The sequence below is a fragment of the Nitratireductor sp. PBL-C9 genome (assembly GCF_050877045.1).
In the GTDB taxonomy this organism is placed as follows: domain Bacteria; phylum Pseudomonadota; class Alphaproteobacteria; order Rhizobiales; family Rhizobiaceae; genus Nitratireductor; species Nitratireductor aquimarinus.
This window is the reverse complement of record NZ_JBPAXW010000003.1, coordinates 431,939-444,753: the sequence shown is the minus strand read 5'-3', so window position 1 is coordinate 444,753 and position 12,815 is coordinate 431,939. Positions and strand designations below refer to the sequence as shown.

The following is a 12,815-nucleotide window of genomic DNA, read 5'->3' as shown; positions in this document are numbered from 1 at the left end:
TCATGCTCTCTCAAAACCGCGCCTGACCTCCCAGTCGGTCACGCGACGATCATACTCGGATTGTTCCCACCGGGCTGCGTGGACGTAATGATCCACCACCGCGTCGCCAAAGGCTTCACGCAGCATGGCCGAACCGTCCAGTGCGGTGGTGGCGTCGCGCAGGGTTTTCGGTATTTCGCGCACGCCCTGGCCTTCATAGGCATCGCCAACGAAGGCCGGCTCCAGCTCGGTCCTGCTCTCGATGCCGTGAATGCCCGCCGCAATCAGCGCGGCGAAGGCCAGATAGGGGTTCAGGTCGGCGCCGCCGACCCGGCATTCCACGCGCACCGCCTTCGTGTCCGACCCGCAGACGCGGTAGCCCGCCGTGCGGTTGTCGAACGACCAGATCGCCTTGGTGGGGGCGAAGGTTCCGGCTGCAAAGCGCTTGTATGAATTGATACAGGGCGCGAGGAAACAGGTGATCTCGCCGGCATGGGCGAGAAGACCGGCCATGTAGTGCCGCATGAGCGGGGACATGCCGTGTTCGCCCGCCGGATCGAAGAAAAGCGGCTTGCCGTCGAGCGTCCACAGAGACTGGTGGACATGGGAGGAATTGCCGGCGGCGCTGTCGTCCCACTTGGCCATGAAGCTGACGGCCCGCCCGGCCTTCCAGGCGATCTCCTTGCAGCCATTCTTCACGATTGAATGGCGGTCGGCCATGGTCAGCGCGTCGGTGTAGCGGACGTTGATTTCTTCCTGTCCGGCATCGGCCTCGCCCTTGGAGTTCTCCACCGGCACATCCGCGCCATGGAGGCCGTTGCGGATCGCCCGCATCACATCCTCCTCCTTGGTGGTCTGGAAGATGTGATAATCCTCGTTGTAGGCGCTGATGCGCTCCAGCCCGCGATAGCCCTTTGCGGCGGCTTCCTCAAACGTGTCGCGGAACAGGTGGAACTCCAGTTCCGAGGCCATCATCGCCTTCATGCCCATGGCTTCCAGCCGCGCGACCTGTTTTTTTAGAATGGCGCGGGGCGAGTGTGGCACGTCCTCATGGGTGTGGTGGTCGAGCACGTCGCACAGAACCAGCGCCGTGCCTTCCAGCCAGGGAATGCGGCGCATGGTCGAGAGGTCCGGCTTCATCGTGTAATCGCCATAGCCCGCCGACCAGCTCGTCGCGTGGTAGCCCTCGACGGTGAACATCTCCATGTCGGTGGCGAGCAGATAGTTGCAGCTATGGGTTTCCTCAAAGGCGCTTTCCAAAAAATATTCCACATGGAAGCGTTTGCCCATCAGACGCCCCTGCATGTCGACCAGCGCCACGAGCACGGTGTCGATCTCGCCGGCCTCTGCCGCTGCTCTGAGGCTTTCCAGTGTCAGTTTGCCCGCCATTCAATTCGTCCTGTCGGTGGTTCCCGATCGCCGCGCGTCATCCGGACGCTCAAACGGTGATCTGACTTGCGGATTGAGCACCGGGACAAAGGAAAACCGCTTTCGCGGTTCTGTCCGATGCTTCGGGATATGGCCCCGGCGCGAACGCCCCGGGGCCATGAAGTCGCGTTGCGCTCAGCCGTAGCGATAGGGCGGACCGGCCTTCTGCATGAGGGTACGGTAGTTGCGCAGGATCTCGACCACGCGCTCTTTGCGACCGCCTTCGGCAGCGATCTCGTCCCAGAAGTTTTCGGCCTCGGCTTCCACCGTCGCCCATTCGGCATCGGGGATGGTGGTGAGTTCCATCTTGCCGCCATTGACGCGCAGATCTGCTTCGCCCGCCCAGTACCAGTGCAGGCGGTAATAGTGCGACGAGTCCATGGCGAGCCGGAAGAGTTGCTTGAGATGGTCCGGCACTTCGTTCCAGCGGTCGGAATTGGCGAAGAAGGAGCCAACCCACGCGCCGCAGATATTGTTGGTGAGCAGGTAGGGCGTGACGTCGGCCCAGCCCACCGTGTAGTCCTCGGTGATGCCCGACCAGGCGATGCCGTCGAGCTCGCCCGTCTGCACCGCCACTTCCACGTCTTCCCAGGGCAGGGTGACGGGCACGACGCCGAAGCGGGAAAGGAACTTGCCGGCTGTTGGGAAGGTGAAGACACGTTTGCCCTTCAGGTCTTCCAGGCTCTTGATCGGTTCCTTGGTGTTGAAGTGGCACGGATCCCAGGAGCCGGCGGAAAGCCAGGTCACGCCTTCCACCTCGCCATAGGCCTCTTCCCAGATCTCGGCCAGGCCATGCTTGTAGAACAGCGCCTGCACGTCCAGCGAGTAGCGCGTGGCGAAGGGGAAGTAGCCGCCGAACACCGACACATCGACCGGAGCGGCCATGGAATCGTCATCCGACTGCACGGCATCGATCGTGCCGTTCTGCATGGCGCGGAAAAGCTCGCCCGTCGGAACCAGCTGGTCGGCGTGGTAGAGCTCGATCACCATCTCGCCATTGGCCGCCTTGTTGAAAGCGTCGATGGCGGGTTTGACGACATGCTCTGCGAGCGCCGGTCCGGCATAGGTCTGCAGCCGCCAGCGGATCGGGCTCTGCGCGCGAACATAAGGCGTTGCCAGGGCCGTGGTGCCAGCGGCCGCCGCCGATGCCATGCCCGCTTTCTTCAGAAAGTCGCGTCTGTTTTGCATCTCTGTTCACTCCTCTGGTTGTTGTCCCGGTCGTTGATGCCGGGCATTGGCGCAGGCTTTTCTGGTCGTGACCTCCTTGGGTTTTTGGCGTGTCAGCGAAGGTAGACGTGCTGGGGAAGCCACAGCGCGATCTGCGGGAAGACCATGACGATGATGAGCGCGAACACCATCACCGCCACGAAGGGCACAATGGATCGGTAGATGTCTCCGAGCTTGATTTCCGGCGGCGCCATGGCGCGCATCAGGAACAGATTGTAGCCGAAGGGCGGGGTCATGTAGGCGATCTGGCAGGTGATCGTGTAGAGCACGCCGTACCAGATGAGGTCGAAGCCGAGCAGCTTGACCAGCGGCACGTAGAGCGGCGCCACGATGACCAGCATGGCCGTGTCGTCCAGGAACATGCCCATGATGAGATAGGAGAGCTGCATCAGGATCAGCACCTCCCAGGGCGACAGGCCTAGCTGGTCGAGGAAGAAGCCTTCGATGGCCTTGACCGCGCCGAGCCCGTCGAACACCGCGCCGAAGCAGAGCGCGGCCAGGATGATCCACATGAACATGCACGAGACGGAGAGCGTCTTGCGCACCGTGTCGTGCACCACTTTCAGCGTCAGCCGGCCACGGATGGCGGCAGCCGCCGTTGCCGAAACCGCGCCGATGGCGGAGCTTTCCACGAGGCTGGTGATGCCCATGACGAAGAGCCCGGTCATCAGGAAGAAGATCATGAAGGGCAGGATGCCGGCCGACAGGAGCTTGATCTTTTCCGACATCGGAATGCGCCGCTCTTCCGCCGGAAGGACGGGGCCGAGATTGGGCTGCAGCCAGCAGCGCACGGCGATGTAGACGATGAACAGGCCGGCCATCAGGAGACCCGGAAACACGCCGGCGAGCCAGAGCTGGCCGACCGGCTGGCGCGCGATCATCGCGTAGAGCACGAGCACCACGCTGGGCGGCACGAGAATGCCCAGTGACGAGCCTGCCTGGATGACGCCGGTCACCATGATCTTGTCATAGCCGCGCCGGAGCAGCTCGGGCAGCGCGATGGTCGCGCCGATGGCCATGCCGGCGACCGACAGGCCGTTCATGGCCGAGATCACGACCATCAGGGCGATGGTGCCGATGGCAAGCCCGCCGCGCACCGGCCCGAACCAGACATGGAACATCTTGTAGAGATCGTCGGCGATGCCCGATTCCGACAGCATGTAGCCCATGTAGATGAACAGCGGCAGCGTCAAAAGCGCGTACCATTTCATCAGCTTCATGGCGGCCGAGAAGGCAATCTCGGAGCCGCCCGTGCCCCACAGAAGAAGCGCGAACACCACGGCGATGAAGCCGATGGCGCCAAACACGCGCTGGCCGGTCAGGAGCAGGCCCATCATGCCCGTGAACATGAGGATGGCGGTGAGTTCGTAGCTCAAGTGAGTTCCTCCCCGCGCACCCGCGCCAGATCCTTGAAGAGCTGGGCCACCGCCTGAAGCAGCGTCAGCGCGATGCCGATGCACATGATGATCTTGATGGGCGCCATGTAGGGCGACCAGGACGAGTAGCTGGTTTCGCCGTATTTCAGCGCGTAGGACGTGGAGGAAAAGCCGCCGTAAAGGAGCAGCGACAGGTAGAAGATCAGGAACAGGATGGTGATGGAATCGACGATGGCCTTGGTGCGCGGCGACCACCGCGCATAGATCAGGTCCATCCGCACGTGGGAATCGTTCTGCAGCGCCCATCCGCCGCCGACCATGTAGTAGGCGACCATGGCGAACTGCGCCATTTCCAGCGTCCACAGCGGCGGAATGGACACGGTCTTCATGATCGACGAGTACAGCAGGATGCCGATCATCAGGAAGATCATGTACATGACCACCAGACCGACATAATGGTTCGTCCGGTCGATCAGGCGCACATAGCGCCTTATGGCGTTTGGCATCGGCTCCTGTCTCCCATTCCTCTCTCCCTCGTTCCCCGTTCTGGTTTCGCCGCCAGCCCTGTTTTTGTTGTCAGTTCTGCTTTGGGCCGGCTGCGTGTATGTCGATGTGAAAGCGCTCCAGCGCTGCTTCGAGCAGCCGCGCAGTGCGCTCCGCCCATTCCTGTTGCCCCGCCTCGTCGGCAATCAGGTCGCTGCAATATTCGATCATGACATTCAGGAGGCCGTGCTGGATGGCGTGGAGGCGCAGCGTGTGCGTGACGCCATCATCCGGCCCGTAGGGATAGTTGCGCATCGCATTGGCGACGCCTTCCTCCTCCGCGTGCTGAAGCATGGCGTCGGCCAGCCGCCGGTCGCGGTCATGCAGAATGCCGACGGCGCGATGGCGGGCGATGCCGAAATAGACGCGCGTGAAGGAGTGGATCGTGACGATGACCGGCAGTTTCTCCGGGCCGGTGCGGCTGGCGATCAGCTCCGCCAGCGCATCGCGAAACGGTTCGTAGATTGCCGCGACGCGCTCGCGGCGGGCATCGTCGGAAAGGTTGCGGTTGCCTGGAATGGCGTGGACTTCGCTCATTTCCGGGATTGCATCCATCGCCTCCGGCGGGCGATTGCAGTCATAGACGAGTCGCGAAAAACGCTGATGGATCAGTGGCGCGTCGAGCAGGGCCGAGAGCCTGCGCGCGGTGGCCAGCGCACCGATGTCCCAGGCCGCGTGGCTTGCCAGCGTTTCCGGCTTTGCGCCAAGCGTTGAAAGCGCGCGCGGGATGGCGCGCGAAGCGTGCTCGCAGACGAGAATGACCGGCGACTGCCCGTCTGCGCGCTCGATCTCGAATGGCTGTCCCTCGGATTGAGCAAGCAATGCCCTGACCATCAAACCTCCACACAAGCCGTCCGCTCCCTTGTTGTTTTTTGAGTGGAACGATCCCCTGAAACGGCTCTGTAATATTGATTAGCATTGCCGCTCATTTGTCAATCGTGTAATTTTTGTTACGGAATGTGGCAGCGCCTTTTGGAGAAACGCGTTTGGGAATGAAAGAACAGGTTCACGCAGCGCTCGGCCAGATGACGGGCGCAGAGCGCAAAGTGGCGCATGCGTTTCTCGCCAACTATCCGAGCAGCGGCCTGTCGACGGTTGCCGAGTTTGCAGCCCTTGCCGGAACCAGCGCGCCGACCGTGCTGCGCTTCGTCTCGCGGCTGGGTTTCTCCGGGTATCCGGAGTTTCAGCGCCTGCTGCGCACGGAAATCCAGGCGGAGCTTCTCTCGCCGCTGGAAAAAGGCGACACCTCGCCGGCGCGCAGCGCGGATGGCTCTGCGCTCGGGTCATACTTCGCACGGGCGACCGCCAACATTCAGGCGACGCTCGACGCCATTCCCGAAAGCGAGTTCGAGGCTGCCTGCGCGCTGCTTTCAGATCACAAATCGGCCTGCTACATGCTTGGCGGGCGCTTCAGCGATGCCATTGCGCGCTACATGGCGGCGCATCTGCGCATCGTGCGCCCCAATGTGCGCCGCTTTCAGGACCAGACCTCCACCTGGGACGATCAGTTGCTGGATGTGAGGGCAGGGGACGTGGTGGTGCTGTTCGACATCCGCCGCTACCAGCGCGACCTCGTGCATCTGAGCGAGCTTCTTTGCGAGCGCAAGGCGCGCATTGTGCTCATCACCGACACCTGGCTTTCGCCGATCTCGCATTACGCGCGGGTGGTTCTGCCCTGCGCCATCGATTCCGGCCGAACCTGGGATTCCGGGGTCGTGCTGATGGCGCTGGCGGAAGCCATTGTCGATCGCGTGACGCACCGGGACTGGGACGCCGCGCGCAGCCGCATTCAGGCGCTGGAGCACATTCACTGGAACAAGCCGCCTGCCAGCGAGTAGGCGGGGGTGTCAGCCGGTTGTGCCGAGCGCCCTCGTGGTTCGACAGGCTCACCATGAGGGCTACTGGAAGTCGGCCTCAGCACCTCAACAGCCCTCATGGTGAGCCTGTCGAACCACGAGGGCGCTTGGCGCAAAGCGGATCGCACCTCACTTGCAGAGCGGACGCAGCAGGGCCTGTGTTGCGCCGATGTCGGCATTGATGGCCTGGCGCAGGCCAGTGCCGTCCTGTCTGCGCAGGGCGGCGATGGCGTCGTGATGATGGCGGGTGAAGTTCCTGCCTTCCGGCGAGCGCAGGATTTGCTCCAGGTGGCGTGAGAGCAGGCGCATGTAAGGGCCGAAACGGAGCCATAAGGTTTCCGCGATTTGCAGCAGCACGTCCGAACCGGAACAGCGATAAAGCGTGAAATGGAAATCACGGTTTTTCACGAGCATCTCGTAGATGCTCTCCTCGCCGCTTGAGGCGTCATGTGCGGTGGTGAGGCGCTCGAGCGTGCCGATGGCCTCGTCCGTCGCCTGGGTGGAGGCGAGCTCTGCGGCAAGTCCTTCCACTGCGACACGGGCGCGGCACAGATCATCGAGCCTTGCGATGCTGATGCCGGGGATGCGGGCGGAGCCGTTTGAGGCGATTTCGAGCGCGTTCTCGGCAGCAAGCCGGCGCAGGGCTTCGCGCACCGGCATGTGGCTGGTGCCGAACGTTTCTGCGAGCGATGCGATCGTGAGTGTCTGGCCGGGATCGAAACGACCGACCATGAGCGCATGACGAAGCTGCTGGTAGACGCCGTCCTGAATGGTGACGCGTCGGGAGACCGGGACAAATCCGCTATCCATGGCCAATCCAACCTCCTGTCCGTATCAAACGCACGATAACAGCTTCCGGTGGACGGGTTAAGGATAGACTAAGCAATGGTTGCGGCGCGTTTTGGCGCAGGGGGAACAGGGAGGGCAGGAGTGGGCAGGGAGGGGCGCAGACATGAACCACGCCCGCGTCCCCCATATATCTGAGTTGGAGCCTGTTCAGCCGTTCCGGCGGATGGCCTTGCCCTCGTCGTCGAAGCGGAAGACGCGGTTCTCGTCGAACTTTGCCTGCTGCGTGCTGTCGATCTCGAAGTTCTGCTCGCCGAACAGGCGCGCGCAGACGAGGCCGGATTCGCCGCAGTCCAGATAGACATTGGTGTCTGCACCCAGATGCTCGATGTGAGAGACACGGCCTTCGATATCGCCGCCTTCGGCAACGATGGAGATGTGTTCGGGACGAATGCCGATGGTTTTCGCATCGTCGCGGCCAAGCCGTGCAGCCTCGATGAAGTTCATCTGCGGCGACCCGATGAAGCCGGCGACAAACAGATTGGCCGGATCGTTGTAGAGTTCCATCGGCGTGCCGACCTGCTCGATCCTGCCGGCATTCAGAACGACGATGCGGTCGGCCAGCGTCATGGCTTCGGTCTGGTCATGGGTGACGTAGACCATGGTCGCGCCCAGTTCGCGGTGGAGACGCGCGATCTCCAGACGCGTGTTGACGCGCAGCGCCGCATCGAGGTTTGAAAGCGGTTCATCGAACAGGAAGAGCTTGGGCTTGCGCACCACCGCGCGACCAATGGCGACGCGCTGGCGCTGGCCGCCCGAAAGCTCTGCCGGCCGGCGGTCGAGATAGGGCTCGAGCGACAGCATTTTCGAGGCGAAATCGACACGTTCGGCAATGTGCGCGGCCGGGTGTTTCGCCTGTTTCAGGCCGAGGCTCATATTGTCGCGCACGGTGAGGTGCGGATAGAGCGCGTAGGTCTGGAACACCATGGCGATGCCGCGCTTGGAGGGCGGCGTTGTGTTGACTTCGGCGCCGTCGATTTCGACATGGCCGCCGCTGGCGTCTTCCAGCCCGGCGACGATGCGCAGAAGGGTGGATTTTCCGCAGCCCGACGGGCCGACGAAGATGACGAGTTCGCCGTCCTGAACCTCCAGGTCCACGCCCTTGATGACGTCTACCTGGCCGAACGACTTGGTGATGTTCTTGAGTGCGAGTGAGCCCACGGTTTCGTCCTACAGTTCTACTTCTTTGCCGCTTCGCACGCTTTCGTCGGCGGCGAGGCAGATGTTGAGAGATTGCACGGCATCGTTCATGTGCCGCGAGAGATCGATGTCTTCGCGGATGGCTTTGAGAACGAAGGCCTGTTCGCGGTCGCACAGCTCCTGATGGCCCGGCTCGCCTTCCATGGAGAGGAGCGTGTCCTCATTGGCAAAGCGGCCCTGGGCATTGGTTTCGGCCCTGTGGATGCGGATGCGTGAGGTTTTCGTGTGGGCGTCGATGTCGTCCGATTTCGCGCCCTCGTCCATGACGATGGAGACGCAGCCATTCGGCGACACGATGTCCTTCACGAAGAAGGCGGTTTCCGACATCATCGGCCCCCAGCCGGCCTCATACCAGCCGACGGAACCGTCTTCGAACATCACCTGGAAATGTCCGTAATTGTACATGTCCTGGGCGATTTCGTCTGACAGCCGGACCCCCATGCCGCGCACCTTCACCGGTTTGGCGTCGGTGATCTGGCACATCACGTCCACATAGTGCACGCCGCAGTCGACGATGGGCGGCGTGGTCTCCATCAGCTGCTTGTGTGTGTGCCAGCTCGGACCGGAGGACTGCTGGTTCAGGTTCAGCCGGAACACGTAAGGCCCGCCGAGCCCGCGCGCTTCCTCGATCAGCCGCACCCAGGAGGGGTGGTGACGCAGGATGTAGCCGACGACCAGCTTGCGGCCATGGGCCTTTGCCGTTTCCACCACGCGCCTTGCATCGGCGACATTGGTGGCCAGCGGCTTTTCCACGAACACATGCGCGCCGGCTTCCATCGCGGCGATGGCGTAGGCCGCATGGCTGTCGGAATAGGTGTTGACGGAGGCGAGATCCGGCCGGGTTTCGGCCAGCGCTTCCTCATAGCCGGTGAAGTGCGGATAGGCTTTCAGCGCATCCGGCAGGTCCGGCTTCGAGCGGCTGACAAGGCCGACGATCTCGAAACCGGGATTGGCGTGATAGGCGAGCGCGTGGCTCATTCCCATATTGCCGAGGCCTGCGACCAGCACCCGCACGGGCGTCTCCTGCGCACTCATTTCACTGCTCCCGAGGTGATGCCGCGGATGAGCTGGCGCGAGAAGATCAGGTAGAGGATCAGCACCGGCAGGATGGCGAGCGACAGGGCCGCCAGAACCGCGTTCCAGTTGGTGACGAACTGGCCGATGAAGACCTGTGCGCCAAGCGTGATGGTTTTCGTTTCCTCGGCAGGGGCGAGGATCAGCGGGAACCACAGATCGTTCCAGATCGGGATCATGGTGAAGACCGCGACCGTGGCCATGGCCGGCCGTACGAGCGGCAGGACGAGGCGGAAGAAGATGCGGTATTCGCTGAGCCCGTCGATGCGGCCGGCGTTCTTCAGGTCGTCGGATACCTGTCGCATGAACTCCGACAGGATGAAGACGGCCAGTGGCAGGCCCTGCGCCGTGTAGACGAGGATCAGCGAGGTCAGTGTGTTGACGAGGCCGGAGGCGGCCATCATCTGCAGGATCGCCACGGTGCCGAGCCGGATCGGGATCATGATGCCGAGCGCCAGGTAAAGGCCCATCAGCGAATTGCCCTTGAAGCGGTATTCGGCAAGCGCGAAGGCGGCCATGGCGCCGAACAGCAGCACCATGAACAGCGACACGACGGTGACGATGAAGCTGTTCTGGAAATAGAGCAGGAAGTCGCCCTGTTTCAGAACGGTTTCGAAGCCGACCAGGCTGAAGCTTTCCGCATTGGGCAGCTCCAGCGGCGTGCGGAAGATGGCCTTGCGCGACTTGAAGGCGTTGATGACGATCACGAACACCGGGAACAGTGCGATGATCGTGTAGGTGGCCAGCACCGCATGGGCGGCGATGGAGCGGGCGGGGGAGTGTCTTGCCATGCTCATGTCTGTGTCCTCCCGCTCAGAACTGGTAGCGGCGCAGCCGCCGCTGGATGCCGAACAGATAGATCGACACGCCGATGAGAATGATGACGAACATGGCGGTGGCGATGGCCGCGCCCAGGTTCGGGTCACCCAGCTGAAGCTGGAAGCCGAAGAAGGTGCGGAACATGAACGTGCCCAGAATGTCGGTCGAGAAATCCGGTCCCGCCAGCGCGCCCTGCGTGGCGTAAATCAGGTCAAAGGCGTTGAAATTGCCGACAAAGGTGAGGATCGAGATGATGCCGATGGCGGGCAGGATAAGCGGCAGTTTGACCTTCCAGAACTGGGACATGCCGGTGATGCCGTCGCATTCGGCGGCTTCCAGAAGCTCGTCCGGGATGGAGAGCAGCGCGGCATAGATCAGCATCATCGGAATGCCGACGAACTGCCACACCGAAATCAGCGCCAGCGTCGTCAGCGCGTAGGCTTCCTTGCCGAGCCAGGGCTGGAAAAGGCTTTTCAGGCCGACCATGTCGAGCAGGTTGGGGGCCACGCCCCATAACGGGCTCAGGATGAGTTTCCACGCAAAGCCTGCGATGACGAAGGAGAGGATCGTCGGGATGAAGATGGCCGTGCGATAGAAGGAGCGCATGCGCAGGCGCGGGCTTGAAAGCAGCGCAGCCAGAAGAATGCCGATCGGGTTCTGAACGATCATGTGAACGATGAAGAACCAGGTGTTGTTCTTGAGCGCGTTCCAGAACTGATCCGACCATTGCGGATCGCCGAACAGGGCGCGGAAGTTTTGCAGGCCCACATAGACCTGGCTGTTTTCCACGTCGCTGTACATGGCCAGCTGCAGTGTGCTGAACAGCGGGATGATCATGATGGCCGTGTAGATCAGCACGGCGGGCGCCAGAAACACGGCGATATGCCAGCGTATGGGCTTCTTGGTGGCTTGGGCCATGGAACGTCTCTCTGGAGCATTTCCCGTTCGGAATGAACCAATGCGAATGAAAAGGAATTGCTCAACTTATTGAATCTGGAGCCATTTCTTGCCGATCAGGTGATTTCATCTGATCGGAAAAGGCTCTATGGCGCCGGGCCCGCGCAGGTGGCGGACCCGGCTTCCTGTTCAAAGGATCAGGATTTACTGCTGCGGCTCGTACCAGCCTGCCAGGCCGTCCTGAAGCTGCTTCGCGCCATCCTCGGGCGACTGTGCGCCGCGCAGAACATTGGCCGAGACGTTCCACATCTCGTTCCAGAGGTTCGGCGTGCCGCGCGAGATGATCTGATGCGCGGGACGGATGGTGGATTTGCAGTTTTCGCGCCAGGAAACGAATTCCTGCGCCAGCGGATCTTCCATCTCGACCGTTTCGCTGGAGAGCGAGAAGAAGCCCGGCAGCGAGTTGGCGTAGAGCGAGGCGAACTCAGCCGAACCGACCCAGTTCAGGAAGGTGCGGGCGGCTTCCGCATTCTCGGTCTTGGCGTTCATGCCGATGCCGATATCCGTGTGATCGGAGATGTAGCACTCGTCGCCGGCGTTCTGCACCGGCGGTGCGAATGCGCCCAGCTTGAAGTCGGCCTGGTCATTGAAGATCGAGATTTCCCACGAACCGGCGGGGAAGATCGCCGCGCGGCCGAGCGTGAACAGGTTCTGGCTGTCGGGATAGGCCTGCGCCTCATAGCCGTCGCCCAGATAGGGCGCCCATGCGGCGAGCTGGCGGAAGGGCTCGACCCACTGGTCGTCAGTGAGCTTCTGCTCGCCGCTGATCAGCGCCAGACGGCCTTCTTCGCCTTTCCAGTAGTTCGGGCCGATATTGGTGTAGCCCATCGTGGCGGCTTCCCACTGGTCCTTGGCGCCCATGGCCATGGGAATGTAGGTGCCGTCTTCCTTGATCTTCTCGAGAACGGCGAAGAACTCTTCATTGGTCTTCGGCGGCTCGATGCCCAGCTCTTCGAAAGCGTCGGCATTGTAGATGAAGCCGTGGATCACGGACGCCATCGGCACGCAGAAGGTTTCCGCGCCGTCATCCGTGCTCCATGCGGCCTTCGCCACGTCGGAGAAGTTCGCCATGTTCTCCAGATCCTGGATCGCCGACAGGTGACCCTTCTGGTAGAGGCTGAGCGATGCGTCGAACGGACGGCAGGTGATCAGGTCGCCAGCCGTGCCGGCGTCCAGCTTGGAATTGAGGACCGCGTTGTACTCGGTCGGCGCGCTCGGCGCGAACTTGACCTTGATGCCGGGATTCTTGGCTTCGAAAGCCGGGATGAGCTTTTCCTGCCAGATGGTCAGGTCGTCATTGCGCCAGCTTTCGATGGTGAGCTCGGCATCCTGCGCCATCGCCACGCCGGACGCGCCGAGCATGGTTGCGGCGAGTAACGCCAGTTTGGTGGATTTCATCATGGTCTTCTCCCTGGTTTGCCCCGGGGCATCGCAGCCGCGCCTGCACGACAGGTCGCAACGGCGCCCGGAGCGCTGCTGAACTGTTCCTATGGAGGTTCTTTTTGGTAGC

12 protein-coding genes are annotated in these 12,815 nt (G+C 62.3%); 1 reads left to right on the top strand and 11 read right to left on the bottom strand.

What is annotated here, in order from left to right; all coding sequences use genetic code 11:
- The 5 genes from ACRTG1_RS09610 to ACRTG1_RS09590 all read right to left on the bottom strand — a co-directional run bounded on the left by ACRTG1_RS09610 (position 1) and on the right by ACRTG1_RS09590 (position 5,387).
- The gene (locus tag ACRTG1_RS09610) at positions 1–1,368 is read right to left on the bottom strand and encodes a glutamine synthetase family protein (RefSeq protein WP_432516165.1); all 1,368 of its coding nucleotides are present in this window, start codon (positions 1,366–1,368) and stop codon (positions 1–3) included.
- A 174-nt stretch (positions 1,369–1,542) separates the two neighbouring features.
- Positions 1,543–2,595 carry a TRAP transporter substrate-binding protein gene (locus ACRTG1_RS09605; RefSeq protein ID WP_432516164.1) on the bottom strand — a complete coding sequence of 351 codons (1,053 nt, stop codon included), beginning with the start codon at positions 2,593–2,595 and terminating at the stop codon, positions 1,543–1,545.
- A gap of 92 nt (positions 2,596–2,687) precedes the next feature.
- On the bottom strand, positions 2,688–4,010 hold the full coding sequence (locus tag ACRTG1_RS09600; RefSeq protein WP_283799802.1) for a TRAP transporter large permease: 1,323 nt from the start codon (positions 4,008–4,010) through the stop codon (positions 2,688–2,690).
- A complete protein-coding gene (locus ACRTG1_RS09595; RefSeq protein ID WP_113153022.1) occupies positions 4,007–4,516 on the bottom strand; it encodes a TRAP transporter small permease subunit in 510 nt (169 codons plus the stop codon). Before ACRTG1_RS09595 ends, ACRTG1_RS09600 begins: the two co-directional genes overlap by 4 nt.
- Before the next feature lie 70 nt (positions 4,517–4,586).
- Positions 4,587–5,387, bottom strand: coding sequence for an N-formylglutamate amidohydrolase (locus ACRTG1_RS09590; RefSeq protein ID WP_432516163.1), 801 nt, complete (start codon positions 5,385–5,387; stop codon positions 4,587–4,589).
- Positions 5,388–5,545: 158 nt separating this feature from the next.
- On the opposite strand from ACRTG1_RS09590, the gene ACRTG1_RS09585 reads away from it, so the two are divergent.
- Positions 5,546–6,391, top strand: coding sequence for a MurR/RpiR family transcriptional regulator (locus ACRTG1_RS09585; protein ID WP_432516162.1), 846 nt, complete (start codon positions 5,546–5,548; stop codon positions 6,389–6,391).
- Between the two features lie 147 nt (positions 6,392–6,538).
- On the opposite strand, the gene ACRTG1_RS09580 is transcribed toward ACRTG1_RS09585, so the two are convergent.
- The 6 genes from ACRTG1_RS09580 to ACRTG1_RS09555 form a co-directional block, all read right to left on the bottom strand.
- Positions 6,539–7,219: a GntR family transcriptional regulator gene (locus tag ACRTG1_RS09580; RefSeq protein WP_432516161.1), complete on the bottom strand. Its 681-nt coding sequence runs from the start codon at positions 7,217–7,219 to the stop codon at positions 6,539–6,541.
- Positions 7,220–7,405: 186 nt separating this feature from the next.
- Positions 7,406–8,416, bottom strand: coding sequence for an ABC transporter ATP-binding protein (locus ACRTG1_RS09575; protein ID WP_432516160.1), 1,011 nt, complete (start codon positions 8,414–8,416; stop codon positions 7,406–7,408).
- Between the two features lie 9 nt (positions 8,417–8,425).
- Entirely contained in the window at positions 8,426–9,490 is a 1,065-nt protein-coding gene (locus ACRTG1_RS09570) for a Gfo/Idh/MocA family protein (RefSeq protein ID WP_299937749.1), read from the bottom strand.
- A complete protein-coding gene (locus ACRTG1_RS09565; protein WP_113153017.1) occupies positions 9,487–10,326 on the bottom strand; it encodes a carbohydrate ABC transporter permease in 840 nt (279 codons plus the stop codon). The genes ACRTG1_RS09570 and ACRTG1_RS09565 overlap by 4 nt, the downstream gene beginning before the upstream one ends.
- Before the next feature lie 16 nt (positions 10,327–10,342).
- A complete protein-coding gene (locus ACRTG1_RS09560) occupies positions 10,343–11,266 on the bottom strand; it encodes a carbohydrate ABC transporter permease (protein WP_206544242.1) in 924 nt (307 codons plus the stop codon).
- A 183-nt stretch (positions 11,267–11,449) separates the two neighbouring features.
- A complete protein-coding gene (locus tag ACRTG1_RS09555) occupies positions 11,450–12,706 on the bottom strand; it encodes an ABC transporter substrate-binding protein (RefSeq protein WP_113153015.1) in 1,257 nt (418 codons plus the stop codon).
- Positions 12,707–12,815: the final 109 nt, after the last annotated feature.

Excerpts from the sequence above, each read along its gene's own strand:
- ACRTG1_RS09565 (WP_113153017.1), bottom strand. The coding sequence starts at position 10,326 with ATGAGCATGGCAAGACACTCCCCCGCCCGCTCCATCGCCGCCCATGCG.
- ACRTG1_RS09605 (WP_432516164.1), bottom strand. The coding sequence starts at position 2,595 with ATGCAAAACAGACGCGACTTTCTGAAGAAAGCGGGCATGGCATCGGCG.
- ACRTG1_RS09585 (WP_432516162.1), top strand. The coding sequence starts at position 5,546 with ATGAAAGAACAGGTTCACGCAGCGCTCGGCCAGATGACGGGCGCAGAG.
- ACRTG1_RS09555 (WP_113153015.1), bottom strand. The coding sequence starts at position 12,706 with ATGATGAAATCCACCAAACTGGCGTTACTCGCCGCAACCATGCTCGGC.
- ACRTG1_RS09580 (WP_432516161.1), bottom strand. The coding sequence starts at position 7,219 with ATGGATAGCGGATTTGTCCCGGTCTCCCGACGCGTCACCATTCAGGAC.
- ACRTG1_RS09560 (WP_206544242.1), bottom strand. The coding sequence starts at position 11,266 with ATGGCCCAAGCCACCAAGAAGCCCATACGCTGGCATATCGCCGTGTTT.
- ACRTG1_RS09570 (WP_299937749.1), bottom strand. The coding sequence starts at position 9,490 with ATGAGTGCGCAGGAGACGCCCGTGCGGGTGCTGGTCGCAGGCCTCGGC.
- ACRTG1_RS09595 (WP_113153022.1), bottom strand. The coding sequence starts at position 4,516 with ATGCCAAACGCCATAAGGCGCTATGTGCGCCTGATCGACCGGACGAAC.
- ACRTG1_RS09610 (WP_432516165.1), bottom strand. The coding sequence starts at position 1,368 with ATGGCGGGCAAACTGACACTGGAAAGCCTCAGAGCAGCGGCAGAGGCC.
- ACRTG1_RS09590 (WP_432516163.1), bottom strand. The coding sequence starts at position 5,387 with ATGGTCAGGGCATTGCTTGCTCAATCCGAGGGACAGCCATTCGAGATC.